Raw genomic sequence first — 15450 nt, forward strand, 5'->3', positions numbered from 1 at the left:
AGCCCATCAAGCCCTGGCGCTGGGCCGCTCGTTCATGCGGTCGCGCCAGGCTTGCAGGGCCGGCATCCCCTCGTCGCCGGGCACGAACTTCATCAAGCCCCGCGCAAACTCCAGCGCACAGAACGCGGTGATGTCGGCAATGGTGAAGCGCTCGCCCGCGATGAAGGGCTGCTTTTGCAGGCGCTGGTCAAAGCCCCGCGCCACATCGCGAACCTTCTCGGCTTGCGAGCGGCCGAACTCGGGAAACTGGGGATTTTCTAAAGCCGCCAAGCCCGGGTGGCTGTGACGGATCGCGTTGGCAATGCCCCCCAGCAAATACAGCTCCACCTGCCGGTCGGCCATCTCAATGAAACCGCGCTCATCGCCTTCGCCCATCAAATTGGGCTCGGGGTAGCGGCCCTCCAGCAAAGTGCAGATCGCCCTTGTCTCGGTGATCACACGGCCGTCGTCCAGTTCCAGCGCAGGCACTTTGGCCAGCGGGCTTTTGGCCAAAAATTCGGCGGTGCGGTGCTCGCCACCGTTCAGGTCCATGTTGACCATCTCGATGCCGGTGATGTTTTTCTCCATCAAAAACATCAACACCCGGCGAGGACTGGGGGCGCGATGGGCGGTGTAAAGCTTCATGGTTTTCCTTTTGGGGGCAAGGGCATATTCAAGTCTTAGCCCGTGGCGTGCAGACTAGCACCCGCCTGTTCTCGGGCGTGCCACCCAGATGACAGGCCGTATCAAGCTCCGAGAAAAGACGCCCGGGCGACAGCAAGTCGCAGGGCGGACAGGCCAAGCCCTGCGCAGCCTTTCCAATCCTCACCAGACACCCTGTTCAACGATTTGAAAAACCCTGACCATGAACTTCGAGATCCCACCGGACATAGCGGCCTTGCGTGACCGCACACGGCAGTTCATTGCCGAAGAGGTGATCCCGCTGGAGGGCGACCCGCGCCACGGCCACCACGGCCCGTCCGAAGATTTGCGGCAGGAATTGGTGGGCCGCGCACGCGCTGCGGGCCTGCTCACACCTCATGCCTCCAAAGAAATGGGCGGACTGGGCCTGAACCACATCGCCAAAGCGGTGGTTTTTGAAGAAGCCGGTTACTCCAATCTGGGGCCGACCGCCCTCAACATCCACGCACCCGATGAAGGGAATATCCACCTCATGGAAGAAGTGGCCACCCCGGCACAAAAAGAGCGCTGGCTGCGCCCCCAGGTGGCGGGCCTGACGCGTTCGTGCTTTGCCATGACCGAACCCGACCCCGGCGCGGGCGCTGACCCGTCGATGCTCCAAACCACCGCTGTGCGCGATGGCGACGACTACGTGATCAACGGTCTCAAATGGTTCATCACCGGGGCCGACGGCGCGGATTACATCATCGTCATGGCCCGCATGGAAGACGGCACGGCCACCATGTTTTTGACCGACATGGACAAAGCGGGCATCACGCTCGAGCGCAGCATGGACGCGATGGACAACTGCTTCACGGGCGGTCACGGCGTACTGCGTTTTGACAATCTGCGCGTGCCTGCCAGCGATGTGCTCGGCGAAGTGGGCCAAGGTTTTCGCTATGCACAAATTCGGCTGGCCCCTGCACGCCTGACGCATTGCATGCGCTGGCTGGGGCAGGCCCGCCGTGCGCACGACATTGCACTGGCCTACGCCAGCCGCCGCCAAGCCTTTGGCAAACCGCTGGCCGAGCACGAAGGCGTGGGCTTCATGCTGGCCGACAACGACATCGACCTGCACACCGCCCGCCTGCACATCTGGCACACCGCCTGGCTGCTGGACCAAGGCCACAAGGGCGGCTTCGAATCGAGCCGCGCCAAAGTGGCTTGCTCTGAAGCCGAGTGGCGAGTGGTGGACCGCTGCGTGCAAATTCTGGGCGGCCAAGGCGTGACGGCCGAGACGCCCGTGATGCGGATCTTCATGGACATGCGTGCCTTTCGAATTTATGACGGCCCGAGCGAAGTGCACCGCTGGAGCATGGCCCGAAAGCTGGTCTACAAATCCCAGCAGGCCGCCAAAGCGGCCCAGGGCTGACCGCCGCCCACCCCCTCAAAACCTGCGAGCTTGCACATGACCCCTTCCCTGGCATCCACCGTTGAATTCATCCAATCGTGTGAAACCCCCTGGTCGCGTGACACCTCGCCGCCTTGGGGCATCCACGAAGCAGACCCACCGCCCTACAACCGCTTGTATGGCCCGGTACACGGCAGAGGGCCCGTGTCTGGGGTTTTGTATCACCAACACCAGTTGTTGGCCCAATGGGGCGAGCCCCACAAGGCCGACCTGACCTTCAGTGTGGCCAAGACTTATTTGGCCTTGCTGGCAGGCTTGGCGTTTGACCAGGGCCTGATCCCCAACGTCCACACCCCTGTGGCTGAGCAATGCCCCGGCATTGGCTTTGAAGGCGAGCGGCTGTCGCGCATCACTTGGCACCATTTGTTGCAGCAAACCAGCGAATGGGAAGGCACTTGTTTGGGCATTCCCGAACAAGTGGACCGCTACCGCTGGCTGCCTTACCAAACGGGTCAGGCCGATGGCCAAAAGGGCGATGCCCGGCCACTGGGCGAGCCGGGCACCCGGTTTGAGTACAACGACGTGCGCATCAACCAACTGTCATTGGCCTTGTTGCACCTGTTCAAGCGCCCGCTGCCCGAGGTGTTTGAAGAATTTTTCCGGAAACCTCTGGGCTGCTCGGATGCCTTTCAATGGGTGGGCTACGAGCAAGGCTGGACCGATGTCAATGGCCAACGCATGATGTCAGTCCCCGGTGGTAGCCACTGGGGCGGCGGCGTGTCGATCTCGGCGATGGACCAGGCGCGGATTGGCCTGATGCTCATGGGGCAAGGCCAGTACCAAGGCCAACAAATTTTGTCCAAACAATGGCTCGAGATGATGCAGCAGCCCTGCGACATCGCGCCCTATTACGGCTACCTGATTTGGTTGAACAAAGACGGGGCGCTTTTCAAAGATGCGCCCCGAAGCTCTTGGTTTGCCATTGGCGCGGGTTCTTCCATCACCTGGGTGGACCCCGAGCTGGAGTTGGTGTGCATCATGCGGTGGATCGACGCTGATAAAACCAACGATTGCATCGCACGGGTGATGCAGTCTTTGACTCGGTCAGGCTAAAGGTATTTCTGAGAGGCCAATCCATTTGCCGACCGCGGTGCAGTCACTTCAACGTGCACGCAAGCGGGCCATGCTCAGCGCAGCGCCCAGGCCTGCCGTGAGCGCACCCAGCATCACCGCATGGCCTGCGCCTTGCGGTCCGAACAGGTTGAAGCACAAGGCCACCAAGGCCGCGCCGCTGGCTTGTCCGATCAATCGCGCCAATGCGACCATGCCACTGGCGCCGCTGGTGCGGTGAGCGGGTGCACTGGCCATGATGGCACGCAGATTAGGCGACTGAAACAGCCCAAAGCCCACACCGCACAGCGCCATGCTCAAGGCCATGACGGCAAACGAAACGTCCACCCCAGACATGCCTAACCCTGCCATGCCCAGGCTCAAAATGCCCAATCCCACACCCCCCAAAATCGCAGCCGGGTAACGGTCAGACAAGGTGCCCGCCACTGGGGCCATCAAGGCCACCACCAGGGCCCAGACCGACATGAGCACCCCGGTTTCCACAAACGGGCGATTCAGTTGCTGTTGAAAAAAGAAGGGCAAAGCCACAAACGCTAGGCCCTGTGTTGTGAAGGCGCTGAACGAGGTGAAGACCGACAGGCTGAACAGGGGCCGCCGCATCAGATCGACCGGCAGCACGGGCGCGGCCTGGCCGCGCTGTCGCAACAACAGCCAACCACCGCTGCCCAGCATGAGCCCCAGCGCAGTCAGCACCACAAGCCAGCCTTTTTGTTGCGCCACCGCACTGAGCGTGAACACCAGCGATGCAAAACAGACAGCCGCCAGCAGCGCCAGCACACGGTCATAGGGCGCATCGCTCTTGGCAGTAGCAGTTCGGGGCAAGTAACGCCACGCCAACAAGAGCCCAACCATGCCCAGTGGCACCTGCAAGCCAAACAGCCAAGGCCAGGGCAACACGGCCAGCAAGAGCGAAGCCACCGTGGGCCCCAGGCTGTAGCCCAGGCCCACAATCAGAGCGTTCATGCCCGCGCCGCGGCCCAGCTTTTCTGGCGGGTAAATGTTCTGAATCAAGGCCAGGTTGACGCTCATCACCCCGGCTGCTCCCACGCCTTGAATGGCGCGGAAAAAGGCCAGCCACTCCAGCTGCGTCGCGCTGGCACTGGCCAGTGCCGCCAGATTGAACAGCACGATGCCCAGCAAAAACACTTGGCGTGGGCCCCAACGGTCACCCAAAGCGGCCAAGGGCAGCAGCACCGCCACCACCGCCAGCTGGTAGGCATGCACCACCCAGACCGACTCGGCCGGTGTGCTTTGCAAGGCCTCACCAATGGCGGGCAAGGCCGTGTTGGCCACCGATTGGTCGAGCGATCCGAGAAAAACCGCCATCAATAAAGACAGCAGCGCCATCCAGGGCATGCCGCTCGGCACTGGCGGAGTGGCAGCGGTCATCCGGGCATCAGGCCTTGGCCGCTTCCAATGTATCGCGTGTCTGCAGGGCCACTTGGCGGGCGGCTTGCTCGAAGTCGTCACCGCTCGATGCGTACAGCACCGCACGCGATGAGTTGACGATGATCGATCCTGCGCTGCTGCCGTCGGCGTTGGCACGCCAGCCTGCTTTGACGGTGGCGACGGCGTCGCCGCCTTGTGCGCCCACGCCGGGGATCAGCAGGGGCACGGTGGGGGCGAGTTCGCGCACGCGCTCGATCTCTGCGGGGTAAGTCGCGCCGACCACCAGGCCCAACTGGCCATTCAGGTTCCAAGGGCCTTGCGCCAGTCGAGCCACATGCTCGTACAAGAGCGGCTGACCTTCCACCGAAGCCAAGCGCTGGTTCTGTAAATCGTCACCACCAGGGTTGGAGGTGCGGCACAACAAGAACGCGCCTTTGCCGTGGTACTTCAGGTAGGGGGCCACCGAGTCCCAGCCCATAAAGGGCGACAGGGTCACGGCATCGGCGCCATAACGCTCAAAGGCCTCTTTGGCGTATTGCTCGGCGGTGCTGCCAATGTCACCGCGCTTGGCGTCCAAAATGATCGGCACATGCGGGGCCACGCGGCGCATGTGTTCCATCAGGCGTTCAAGCTGGCCTTCGGCGCGGTGCGCGGCAAAGTAGGCAATTTGGGGTTTGAAGCTGCTGACCAGGTCGGCCGTGGCGTCGACGATGCGGGCACAAAAGTCGTAGATTTTGTTGGCGTCGCCCTTGTAGGCGTCAGGGAACTTGGTGGGTTCGGGGTCCAGGCCCACACAAAGCATGGAGCCGTTTTGGCGCTCGGCGGCGCGCAGCATGTCGAGGAAGGTCATGGCTCGATTTTAAAGCCCGTCTAAGATGCAGCCCATGCACAAGCTTTCTCCGCGCCAATGGACCCTTCTGGTTTTGCTCACCTTGGTTTGGGGGATCAATTGGCCGGTCATGAAACTGGGGGTGACCGGCTTTCCGCCCCTCACCTTCCGCATGATGTGCTTGTGGCTGGGGGTGCCCATTTTGGGCATGGCGCTGGTGGTCATGAAGGTGCCGTTCCGGATTCCACGCGCCCATTGGCGGGAGCTGCTGGTGCTGGCGGTGTTCAACATGTTCATCTGGCACGCGCTGATCATCGTGGCAGTGCAGTCACTCTCCAGCGGACGGGCGGCCATTTTGGGTTACACCATGCCGATGTTTTCAGCCCTGCTGGGGGCCTTTGTGTTTGGTGATCAGCTGGCCAAACGGTCATGGGCTGGGGTGGCTGCGGCCAGCTTGGGGGTGGTCTTGCTGCTCTGGCACGAATTGTCCAACCTGAGTGGCCGACCTGTGGGCGTGTTGCTGGCCCTGATGGCGGCCAGCACCTGGGCCTTGGGCACGCAGTTGCTGCGCCGCACCCGCATGCCCGTGCCCACCTTGGCCATCTCGTTTTGGATGACGCTGATGACCGCTGTGGTGATCACCGTGCTGGCCGTGGGCTTGGAACGTGCTCAGTGGGTCAGTCCATCGCCGTCCAACTGGTTTGCCATCGTGTTCAACGCGGTGCTGGTGTTTGGCTTTGCCCATGCCGCTTGGTTTTATCTGGCCCGCAGTTTGCCGCCCGTGGCCTCCACGCTCAGTGTGATGCTGATCCCAGTGTTGGGCGTGTTCAGTGGTGCGCTGTGGCTGAACGAGGTATTGCACTGGCAAGATTGGGCGGCCGTGGGCTTGATGAGCGCCTCGATTGCCTTTGTGCTGTGGCCAGCCTCCAAAAAAGCGACCTGATCTTTTGACTCACTAGCGATCGCTCTTGGGCGATCGCTGACCCGCTCACCAGGCCGGTTGCAAAGCCGCAAACCCTTTGGGGGCCTGACTGGACTTCTCAAAGGTCACGATCTCGTAAGCGTCGGGTTGAGCCAGCAGCGCACGCAACAGCTGGTTGTTCATGGCGTGGCCCGAGCGAAAGGCGCTGTAGGCGGCCAACAAAGGTTTGCCCACGATGTACAGGTCGCCCATGGCGTCCAGGATTTTGTGTTTGACGAACTCGTCGTCGTAGCGCAGCCCGTCGGCGTTGAGGACTTTGTAGTCGTCCATCACGATGGCGTTGTCCAAACCACCGCCCAAGGCCAGGCCGTTGGCACGCATCATTTCCACATCTTTGGTGAAACCGAAGGTACGGGCACGGGCGATATCGCGCGAGTACACGCCCTCTGACATGTCAAACACCACCTGCTGGCCTGTTGAGTCGACGGCGGGATGGCGGAAGTCGATTTCGAAGCTGAGTTTGTAGCCGTGAAAGGGCTCGAGTTTGGCCCACTTGATGTTGTTGCCCTCGCCTTCACTCACCTGCACGGTTTTGAGCACCCGCAAAAAGCGCTTGGGCGCGTTTTGCTCGACGATGCCCGCGCTTTGCAGCAAGAAGACAAACGAAGAGGCCGATCCGTCCAGAATGGGCACTTCTTCGGCGGTGATGTCGACGTACAGGTTGTCAATGCCCAGCCCGGCGCAGGCCGACATCAAGTGCTCCACGGTGAACACCTTGGCCTGGCCGACCGAAATGGTCGAGGCCAGTCGGGTGTCGGTCACCGATTCGGCCCGAACGGGGATGTCCACCGGCTCGGGCAAATCGACCCGGCGGAACACGATGCCGGTGTCGGGCGCCGCAGGGCGCAGGGTCAATTCGACCCGCTGGCCGCTGTGCAAGCCCACGCCAACGGCTTGGGTCAGGGTTTTGAGGGTGCGTTGAGCAAGCATGCACCCATTTTAATGGGCGCTGCTTGTCAGCGCATCAGTCGGCTTGTTTGCGCAAGAAAGCCGGGATTTCGATGTCGTCCATGCCCGCATTGGCCATGCCGTCCACACGCGCTGCGGCGTGGGTGCGGTTGCTGCGCCAGATGGCGGGGGTGTTCATGCCCGCAGCGCCCAAGGCCGCTGTCGCGCCCATCGGAGAAGCCGCCGCTTCTTGGCCACCCATCAGGAAGGGAGCGTTGTCGGTGCCGGTGCGCAGCACTTGCAGGGGAGGCGCTGTGCGGCGAGCACCGGCCTTGGTCAAGCCTGTGGCCACCACGGTCACGCGGATCTGGTCGCCCAGGCTCTCGTCGTAGGCCGTGCCATAAATGACGTGGGCATCTTCCGAAGCGCAGTCACGGATGGTGTTCATGGCTTGCTTGGACTCGGAGAGTTTCAATGAACCCTTGGCGGCACTGATCAAGACCAGCACGCCGCGTGCGCCCTTGAGGTCCACGCCTTCGAGCAGTGGGCAGGCGACGGCTTGCTCGGCTGCAATGCGGGCGCGGTCTGGGCCACTGGCGGCGGCGGTGCCCATCATGGCTTTACCAGGCTCACCCATGACGGTGCGCACGTCTTCAAAGTCGACGTTCACATGGCCGGGCACGTTGATGATTTCGGCAATACCGCCCACGGCGTTTTTCAGCACGTCGTTGGCGTGCGAGAAAGCCTCGTCCTGGGTCATGTCGTCGCCACCGGGCAATTCGAGCAATTTCTCGTTCAAGACCACGATCAGCGAGTCCACGTTGGCTTCCAACTCCTTCATGCCTTCGTCGGCGTTGTCCATGCGGCGCTTGCCTTCAAAGTCGAACGGCTTGGTGACCACGCCCACGGTGAGGATGCCCATGTCTTTGGCGATCTTGGCGATGACCGGTGCTGCGCCCGTGCCGGTGCCGCCGCCCATACCCGCGGTGATGAACAACATGTGGGCGCCTTCGATGGCTGCGCGGATGTCGGCCTCAGCGGCTTCAGCGGCTTCGCGGCCCTTGTCTGGCTTGCTGCCAGCGCCCAGACCCGTTTGACCCAGTTGCACAAAGCGGTGGGCCGCACTGCGGGCCAGGGCTTGTGCATCGGTGTTCGCGCAGATGAATTCAACGCCTTGAACCTGACGCTCGATCATGTGCTCCACCGCATTGCCGCCGCCACCGCCCACACCGATCACTTTGATCTGGGTGCCTTGGTTGAATTCCTCTGTCTGGATCATTTCGATGGTCATGTTACTTCTCCTAAATGGTTTGCAGTTGCCTGAAAGTTTTCTGAATTTTTGGGTGTATTTGAATGATTTTTCAACATCGTAACGGCCTTAAGAGGGGTGGGCTGCTTCTGGCTTGAAAAATATGGGTCCAGTTCATCAAAAGTTCCCCACAATGAAGTCTTTGAAGCGGCCAAAGGCGTTGTTCACAGAGCTTTTCTTTTGGGTCACTTTGTAGCCGCGCAAGCGGGCCAAGCGGGCCTCTTCCAGCAAACCCATCACGGTCGCTGCACGGGGCTGGCTGACCATGTCGGCCAAGCCTCCGGAATACTTGGGCAAGCCCCGACGCACGGGCTTGAGGAAAATGTCTTCGCCCAATTCGATCATGCCCGGCATCACCGCGCTACCGCCCGTGAGCACGATGCCCGAGGACAGCACTTCTTCGTAACCCGATTCACGGATGACCTGGTGCACCAGGGAGAAAATCTCTTCGATGCGCGGCTCGATCACGCCAGCCAAGGCCTGGCGGCTGAGCATGCGCGGACCCCGGTCACCCAAGCCGGGCACTTCCACCTGGGCATCGGGATCGGCGAGCAGCTGTTTGGCGTAACCGCTCTCGACCTTGATGTCTTCAGCATCTTTGGTGGGCGTGCGCAAGGCCATGGCAATGTCGCTGGTGATCAGGTCACCGGCAATCGGGATGACGGCGGTGTGGCGGATGGAGCCGTTGGCAAAAATCGCCACATCGGTGGTGCCCGCGCCGATGTCCACACACACCACACCCAGTTCACGCTCGTCTTCGGACAACACGGCCAGGCTCGACGACTGGGGGTTGAGCAACAACTGGTCGACTTCCAGACCACAGCGGCGCACACACTTGATGATGTTTTCTGCGGCGCTTTGGGCGCCTGTGACGATGTGCACCTTGGCTTCCAGGCGCATGCCGCTCATGCCAATCGGCTCCTTGACTTCCTGGCTGTCGATCACGAATTCCTGAGGGGCAACCAACAACAAGCGCTGGTCGCTGGAGATGTTGATGGCCCGGGCCGTCTCCATCACACGGGCCAGATCGGCCTGGGTGACTTCCTTGTCCTTGATGGCCACCATGCCGCTGGAGTTGATACCGCGGATATGGCTGCCCGTGATACCCACGTTCACACGGGTGATCTTGCAATCGGCCATCAGCTCGGCCTCTTTGAGCGCCTGCTGGATGCTTTGCACGGTGGCATCGATGTTGACCACCACACCACGCTTGAGCCCGTTGCCAGGCGCAATGCCCAGCCCGGCAATCTTGAGCTGACCGTCGGGCATCACCTCGGCCACCACAGCCATGACTTTGGACGTTCCGATGTCCAAGCCCACCACCAGATCTTTGTACTCTTTTGCCATTTCAACCACCGTTTCCGTTTAATTCGTCTGCCTTGATCGCTCAAGGCTTTTTCTTGTTGTCTGCGTCCACCGTGCTCACGCCGTGCAAGCGCAAGGCATAGCCATCCTTGTGGCGCAAATCCGCGCCTGCCAAAGCCGATGCGCCCCGTTCATAACGGGATGTCACCTGCTTCAACGTTGTCAAAAACACATCCAAACGTGCCAATATTTCTGCGCGGCTGCCGCGTCCCAGTTCAATCTGAGCACCGTGTTGGGTTTGCACCCGCCAGCTGCCTCGGGGGGTCAGCTCCAGCCATTCGATCTCCATGTCCAGCGCTTGAAAACGCGGGTTCAAGGCCATGTACATCCCCGCCACGGCTTGCGACTCGGCCACAGGCCCCTTCATGCGGGGCAAGCGCTCTGCATCGGCATCGTCCAAACTGGCCTCAAACACTTGGCCTTGTTCGTTGATCATGGTCCCGGCGTCTTCGGCACCCCACATCGCCATGGGCTTGTGCTCCAACAAGACGGCCCGCAAACGGTTCGGGAAATCCCGGTGCACCACAGCGACCCGCACCCAAGGCACCGACTCAAAGGTCTGCCGGGCTTGGGCCAGATCGATGGTGAAGAAATTGCCTTCCAACTTGGGCAAAACATGCGTGCGGAAGGCAAATGCGTTGTTGCGATGGACCTCGCCTTGCACCGTGATCGTCTGCAGGGCAAAGTTGGGATGACGGATCAACCACCAAGCCCCGCTGCCCAAGGCCAGCAACACAAACACCAGCACCAGCAAAGCGGTGGCCATGTTCATGAGCCGAACATCGGTGGGCAAGGGGATGGCTTTTTTCACGCAGCAACTCCCTGGTAGTCCAATTGGGCCGAGGCCAGCAAATGGCAGCACAGCGCTTCATACGACATGCCTTCGGACGCAGCCGACATGGGCACCAGCGAATGCCCGGTCATGCCGGGGGAGGTGTTGATCTCCAACAAATAAGGCTGGCGGGTTTTGCCATCGATCATCACGTCGATGCGGCCCCAACCCCTGCAACCCAATGTCTGGTAAGCCCGGCGCACCAAGGCTTGAATGTCTGCCTCCTCCTGAGCAGGCAAACCGCAGGGCACGAGGTACTGTGTGTCGTCGGTGAAGTATTTGTTTTGGTAGTCGTAATTGCCTTCGGGGGCCACGATACGGATCACGGGCAAGGCGCGGGCTTCGTCGCCTGCGCCCAGCACCGGGCAGGTGACTTCGTCACCCACAATGCACTGCTCGCACAGGATGTCGTGGTCACAAGCGGCCGCAGCGTGCAATGCGGTGTGCACGTCTTCGGCCCGCAGCACCTTGCTCACACCAATGGAGGAGCCTTCGCGTGCAGGCTTGACGATCAGGGGCAAGCCCAGCGCCTGGATGAGCTCGTCTGCCGACAAGCTGTCGATTTGTGCAGGCTGCACCAGCACTTGGCGCGGCACTGGCAAACCCTCGGCCTGCCAGACGCGTTTGGTCATGACCTTGTCCATGGCGATACTGGACGCCATCACACCCGATCCGGTGTACGGTATGCCCATCAACTCCAGGGCGCCTTGCACCGTGCCGTCTTCGCCAAAGCGGCCATGCAAGGCAATGAAGCAGCGCTGGAATCCATCTTTCTGAAGCTCGCTCAGATGGCGCTCTGCCGGATCAAAGGCGTGGGCATCCACCCCTGCGGCCAACAAGGCTTGGAGCACACCACGGCCCGACATGAGGGAGACCTCGCGCTCGGCCGAGCGCCCCCCCATCAGCACAGCGACTTTGCCCATCTGGGCCATGGAAGTGTTGGGCTTCATGCGCTCACCTCTTGGGCCTTGGCGGCCAAGGCCACCACCTGCGCTGGGGTGCCACCAATGGAGCCTGCACCCATACAAATGAGCACATCGCCATCACGCGCATTGCGCATCACGGCTTGGGGCATGTCGGCAATCTGATCCACAAACACGGGCTCGACCTTGCCCGCCACGCGCAGGGCGCGGGCCAATGAGCGACCGTCTGCAGCCACGATGGGCGCTTCGCCTGCGGCGTAGACCTCGGACAACAAGACGCTGTCGCAACCTTGGCCAATGACTTTGACAAAGTCTTCAAAACAATCACGCGTGCGGCTGTAGCGGTGCGGCTGGAACGCCAACACCAGGCGGCGGCCAGGGAATGCACCACGGGCTGCGGCCAGCGTGGCCGCCATCTCGACCGGGTGGTGACCGTAATCGTCGATGACGGTGAAGCGGCCTTGGCCATCGGCCGTGGGCACATCGCCATAACGCTGAAAGCGTCTGCCCACGCCCTTGAACTGGGCCAAAGCGCGTTGCACAGCGGCATCATCCACACCCAACTCAACAGCCACCGAAATGGCCGCCAAAGCGTTGAGCACGTTGTGAACACCCGGCAAATTCAACACGATGGGCATGTCGGGCAGTGTCACCCCATTGCGCCTTTGCACTGTGAAATGCATCTGCCCGTTTTGAGCCTGCACGTCCACCGCACGCACCTGGGCGCCTTCGTTCAAACCATAGGTGGTCACAGGGCGGGCGATGTCGTCCACGATCGACTGCACACCGGGGTCGTCCGAGCAGACGATGGCCGTACCGTAAAAAGGCATGCGGTGCAAGAACTCCACAAACGCGGCTTTGAGCTTGGCCAGGTCGTGGCCATAGGTTTCCATGTGGTCCGCGTCGATGTTGGTCACCACCGCCATCACGGGCAAGAGGTTCAAAAACGAAGCGTCCGACTCGTCGGCTTCCACCACGATGTAGTCGCCCGTGCCCAGCTTGGCATTGGCGCCTGCGCTGTTTAGGCGGCCACCTATCACAAAGGTGGGGTCCAGTCCAGCCTCGGCCAGCACGCTGGCCACCAGGCTGGTGGTGGTGGTTTTTCCGTGTGTGCCGGCAATGGCCACGCCCTGCTTCATGCGCATGAGCTCGGCCAGCATCACAGCCCGCGGCACGATGGGGATGTGACGCGCCCTCGCGCCCAACACCTCGGGGTTGTCGGCTTTCACGGCGGTTGATGTCACCACGGCATCGGCGTCTTGGACATTGCCTGCACTGTGGCCGACATGGGTCTGGATGCCCAAGGCCGTCAAACGCTGCAGCGTGGCGCTGTCGGACAAATCGGAGCCGGAGATCTGATACCCCAGATTGAGCAAGACTTCGGCAATGCCGCTCATGCCCGAGCCACCGACACCGATGAAATGAATTTTTCGGATGGCGTGTTTCATGCCGCCAACTCCTCACAAGCCATCACAACCTCCCTGGTCGCATTTGTTTTTTTCTGTGCGTGGGCTTTTTGCGCCACGTCTTGTAATGTGTCGCGGCTCAAGGCCGTCAGGCGCTCGGCCAGGTTTTGTGCCGTCAACTCGGCCTGCGGCACCAGCCAGCCGCCACCCGAGGCCACCAAGAACTGCGCATTGGTGGTCTGGTGGTCGTCAACCGCAAATGGGAAGGGCACGAACAAGGCGGCCACACCCACCGCGGCCAACTCGGTCACGGTGCTGGCGCCAGCGCGGCAGATCACCAGATCGGCCTGCGCAAAGGCGCTGGCCGTGTCGTCGATGAAGGGGGTCAATTCGGCTTGGACGCCTGCAGCTTCGTAGTTGGCCCGCAGCGCGTCAATTTGTTTGGCGCCGCTTTGGTGAATCACCGTTGGGCGCGAGGCCAGCGGCATCAAGGCCAAGGCCTGCGGCACGATGTCATTCAAGGCCTTGGCCCCCAAGCTGCCGCCCACCACCAGCACCCGCAAGGGGCCGCTGCGCCCGGCAAAGCGTTCGGCGGGTGCAGCCTGCTGGGTGAAAGCCTGGCGCAGCGGATTGCCCACCCATTGGCCGGTTTTGAATACGCCGGGGAAGGCGGTGAAAACACGGTCGGCCAATTGCGCCAGCACCTTGTTGGCCAGGCCCGCCACCGAGTTTTGCTCGTGCAGCACCAGAGGCTTGCCCCACAGACTGGCCATCATGCCGCCCGGGAAGGTGATGTAGCCGCCCAGGCCCAGCACCACATCGGGTTGGACCCGGCGCACAACCTGCAGGCTTTGCCAAAAAGCACGCAGCAGCTTGAGTGGCAAGAAGGCCAGTGTGGCCAAGCCTTTGCCGCGCACACCACCAAAGTCCACCGCTTCAAAGGTGAAACCACGCGGCGGAACCAGCTGGCTTTCCATGCTGTTGGGTGCGCCCAACCAGTGCACGCGCCAACCGGCTTCACGCAAGGCCTCGGCCACAGCCAGGCCCGGGAAGATGTGCCCCCCGGTGCCACCCGCCATGACCAGTGCGCATTTTTGTGTCATGCCCGGCCTCCGCGCATCATTTGTTTGTTTTCGGCGTCGATGCGCAGCACGATGGCAATGGCCACCAAGTTCATCATGATGGCCGAGCCTCCGTAACTCATCAGTGGCAATGTCAAGCCCTTGGTGGGCAAGGCGCCTAGGTTCACACCCATGTTGATGAAGGCCTGAAAGCCGATCCAAATGCCCACGCCTTGTGCTACCAGGCCGGAAAACACTTTTTCCAGCGCAATCGACTGTCGCCCAATCACCATGATGCGGCGGCTGAGCCACAAGAACAGACCAATCACCAAGGTCACACCGACCAAGCCAAACTCTTCACCAATCACGGCCAACAAAAAGTCGGTGTGGGCTTCGGGCAACCAATGGAGTTTTTCGACACTGCCGCCCAGGCCCACACCCCAGACCTCGCCGCGGCCAATCGCGATCAAGGAGTGCGTCAACTGGTAGCCCTTGCCCAGCGCATGTTCGGCACTGAAAGGATCGAGATACGCAAAGATCCGCTCCCGGCGCCAAGGCGACTCGGCGATCATGATCACAAAGGCCAGGACCAGAATGCCCAAAATCAGGAAGAACATCCGGGCATTCACGCCACCCAGGAACAAGATGCCCATGGCGATGGTGGCGATCACCATGAAGGCGCCCATGTCCGGCTCGGCCAGCAAGAACACACCCGCCAGGCCCACCGCTGCGCCCATGGGCAGCACGGCTTTGAAGAATTTCTCCTTCACGTCCATCTTGCGCACCATGTAATCGGCGGCATAAATGATGGTGGCCAGCTTGGCCAATTCAGACGGCTGGAAGTTCATGACACCAAAGGAAATCCAGCGCCGTGCACCGTTCACACCTTTGCCGATGAAAGGAATCAACACCAAGGCCAACAAGATCAAAGAAAACACAAACAAGGGACGGGCCACTTTTTCCCAGGTCTCCATGCGCACCTGAAAGACCAGCAGGGCCATGATGCAACCCACCCCCATGGAAATCACATGGCGTGTGAGGAAATGGGTGTTGCTGTAGCGCGAAAAACGCGGGTTGTCCGGCATCGCAATCGAGGCCGAATACACCATGACCATGCCCCAAAGCAGCAAGGCCACCACCACCCAGACCAAGGCTTGGTCCACGCTTTGCATGCGGGCAGGACGACCATTGATGCGACCGGCCATGCCGTACTCGCCCAGATTCACCGGCAAGCCCTGCGAGCTCGAACCCATCCCACTCCCAGAGAAGCGGTGGAACAGGCCAGCAACAGATTGCTGAAGGCGTTGCGGGAAAGTCATGGTTT

At 61.3% G+C, this 15450-nt stretch carries 14 protein-coding genes; 3 read left to right on the forward strand and 11 right to left on the reverse strand.

The features are described from left to right. Positions 1 to 6: 6 nt before the first annotated feature. A complete protein-coding gene (locus L63ED372_RS11445) occupies positions 7 to 624 on the reverse strand; it encodes a glutathione S-transferase family protein (protein ID WP_062406069.1) in 618 nt (205 codons plus the stop codon). Positions 625 to 844: 220 nt separating this feature from the next. Here L63ED372_RS11445 and L63ED372_RS11450 point away from each other — a divergent pair, with 220 nt between their 5' ends. Both L63ED372_RS11450 and L63ED372_RS11455 read left to right on the forward strand, forming a co-directional pair. Further along, a complete protein-coding gene (locus tag L63ED372_RS11450; protein WP_062406070.1) occupies positions 845 to 2032 on the forward strand; it encodes an acyl-CoA dehydrogenase family protein in 1188 nt (395 codons plus the stop codon). Positions 2033 to 2068: 36 nt separating this feature from the next. After that, a complete protein-coding gene (locus tag L63ED372_RS11455; RefSeq protein ID WP_062406071.1) occupies positions 2069 to 3124 on the forward strand; it encodes a serine hydrolase domain-containing protein in 1056 nt (351 codons plus the stop codon). Positions 3125 to 3172: 48 nt separating this feature from the next. On the opposite strand, the gene L63ED372_RS11460 is transcribed toward L63ED372_RS11455, so the two are convergent. Next, positions 3173 to 4531, reverse strand: coding sequence for an MFS transporter (locus tag L63ED372_RS11460; RefSeq protein ID WP_062406072.1), 1359 nt, complete (start codon positions 4529 to 4531; stop codon positions 3173 to 3175). A gap of 7 nt (positions 4532 to 4538) precedes the next feature. Further along, the gene (gene pyrF, locus L63ED372_RS11465; protein WP_197275264.1) at positions 4539 to 5381 is read right to left on the reverse strand and encodes an orotidine-5'-phosphate decarboxylase; all 843 of its coding nucleotides are present in this window, start codon (positions 5379 to 5381) and stop codon (positions 4539 to 4541) included. Between the two features lie 34 nt (positions 5382 to 5415). On the opposite strand from pyrF, the gene L63ED372_RS11470 reads away from it, so the two are divergent. Beyond that, the gene (locus L63ED372_RS11470) at positions 5416 to 6303 is read left to right on the forward strand and encodes a DMT family transporter (RefSeq protein WP_062408019.1); all 888 of its coding nucleotides are present in this window, start codon (positions 5416 to 5418) and stop codon (positions 6301 to 6303) included. 45 nt (positions 6304 to 6348) lie between these two features. On the opposite strand, the gene lpxC is transcribed toward L63ED372_RS11470, so the two are convergent. The 8 genes from lpxC to ftsW form a co-directional block, all read right to left on the reverse strand. After that, positions 6349 to 7272 carry a UDP-3-O-acyl-N-acetylglucosamine deacetylase gene (lpxC, locus tag L63ED372_RS11475; protein WP_062406073.1) on the reverse strand — a complete coding sequence of 308 codons (924 nt, stop codon included), beginning with the start codon at positions 7270 to 7272 and terminating at the stop codon, positions 6349 to 6351. A gap of 34 nt (positions 7273 to 7306) precedes the next feature. Continuing rightward, positions 7307 to 8521, reverse strand: coding sequence for a cell division protein FtsZ (gene ftsZ / locus L63ED372_RS11480; RefSeq protein WP_062406074.1), 1215 nt, complete (start codon positions 8519 to 8521; stop codon positions 7307 to 7309). 135 nt (positions 8522 to 8656) lie between these two features. Continuing rightward, positions 8657 to 9886, reverse strand: coding sequence for a cell division protein FtsA (gene ftsA, locus L63ED372_RS11485; RefSeq protein WP_062406075.1), 1230 nt, complete (start codon positions 9884 to 9886; stop codon positions 8657 to 8659). Between the two features lie 40 nt (positions 9887 to 9926). Continuing rightward, positions 9927 to 10715: a cell division protein FtsQ/DivIB gene (locus L63ED372_RS11490; RefSeq protein WP_156343623.1), complete on the reverse strand. Its 789-nt coding sequence runs from the start codon at positions 10713 to 10715 to the stop codon at positions 9927 to 9929. Continuing rightward, a complete protein-coding gene (locus tag L63ED372_RS11495) occupies positions 10712 to 11686 on the reverse strand; it encodes a D-alanine--D-alanine ligase (RefSeq protein WP_062406076.1) in 975 nt (324 codons plus the stop codon). The genes L63ED372_RS11490 and L63ED372_RS11495 overlap by 4 nt, the downstream gene beginning before the upstream one ends. After that, a complete protein-coding gene (murC, locus tag L63ED372_RS11500; protein ID WP_062406077.1) occupies positions 11683 to 13107 on the reverse strand; it encodes a UDP-N-acetylmuramate--L-alanine ligase in 1425 nt (474 codons plus the stop codon). The genes L63ED372_RS11495 and murC overlap by 4 nt, the downstream gene beginning before the upstream one ends. Further along, on the reverse strand, positions 13104 to 14168 hold the full coding sequence (murG, locus tag L63ED372_RS11505) for an undecaprenyldiphospho-muramoylpentapeptide beta-N-acetylglucosaminyltransferase (protein ID WP_062406078.1): 1065 nt from the start codon (positions 14166 to 14168) through the stop codon (positions 13104 to 13106). The genes murC and murG overlap by 4 nt, the downstream gene beginning before the upstream one ends. Beyond that, on the reverse strand, positions 14165 to 15445 hold the full coding sequence (ftsW, locus tag L63ED372_RS11510; RefSeq protein ID WP_062408021.1) for a putative lipid II flippase FtsW: 1281 nt from the start codon (positions 15443 to 15445) through the stop codon (positions 14165 to 14167). The genes murG and ftsW overlap by 4 nt, the downstream gene beginning before the upstream one ends. Between the last annotated feature and the right edge of the window lie 5 nt (positions 15446 to 15450).

Source organism: Limnohabitans sp. 63ED37-2 (assembly GCF_001412535.1).
In the GTDB taxonomy this organism is placed as follows: domain Bacteria; phylum Pseudomonadota; class Gammaproteobacteria; order Burkholderiales; family Burkholderiaceae_C; genus Limnohabitans_A.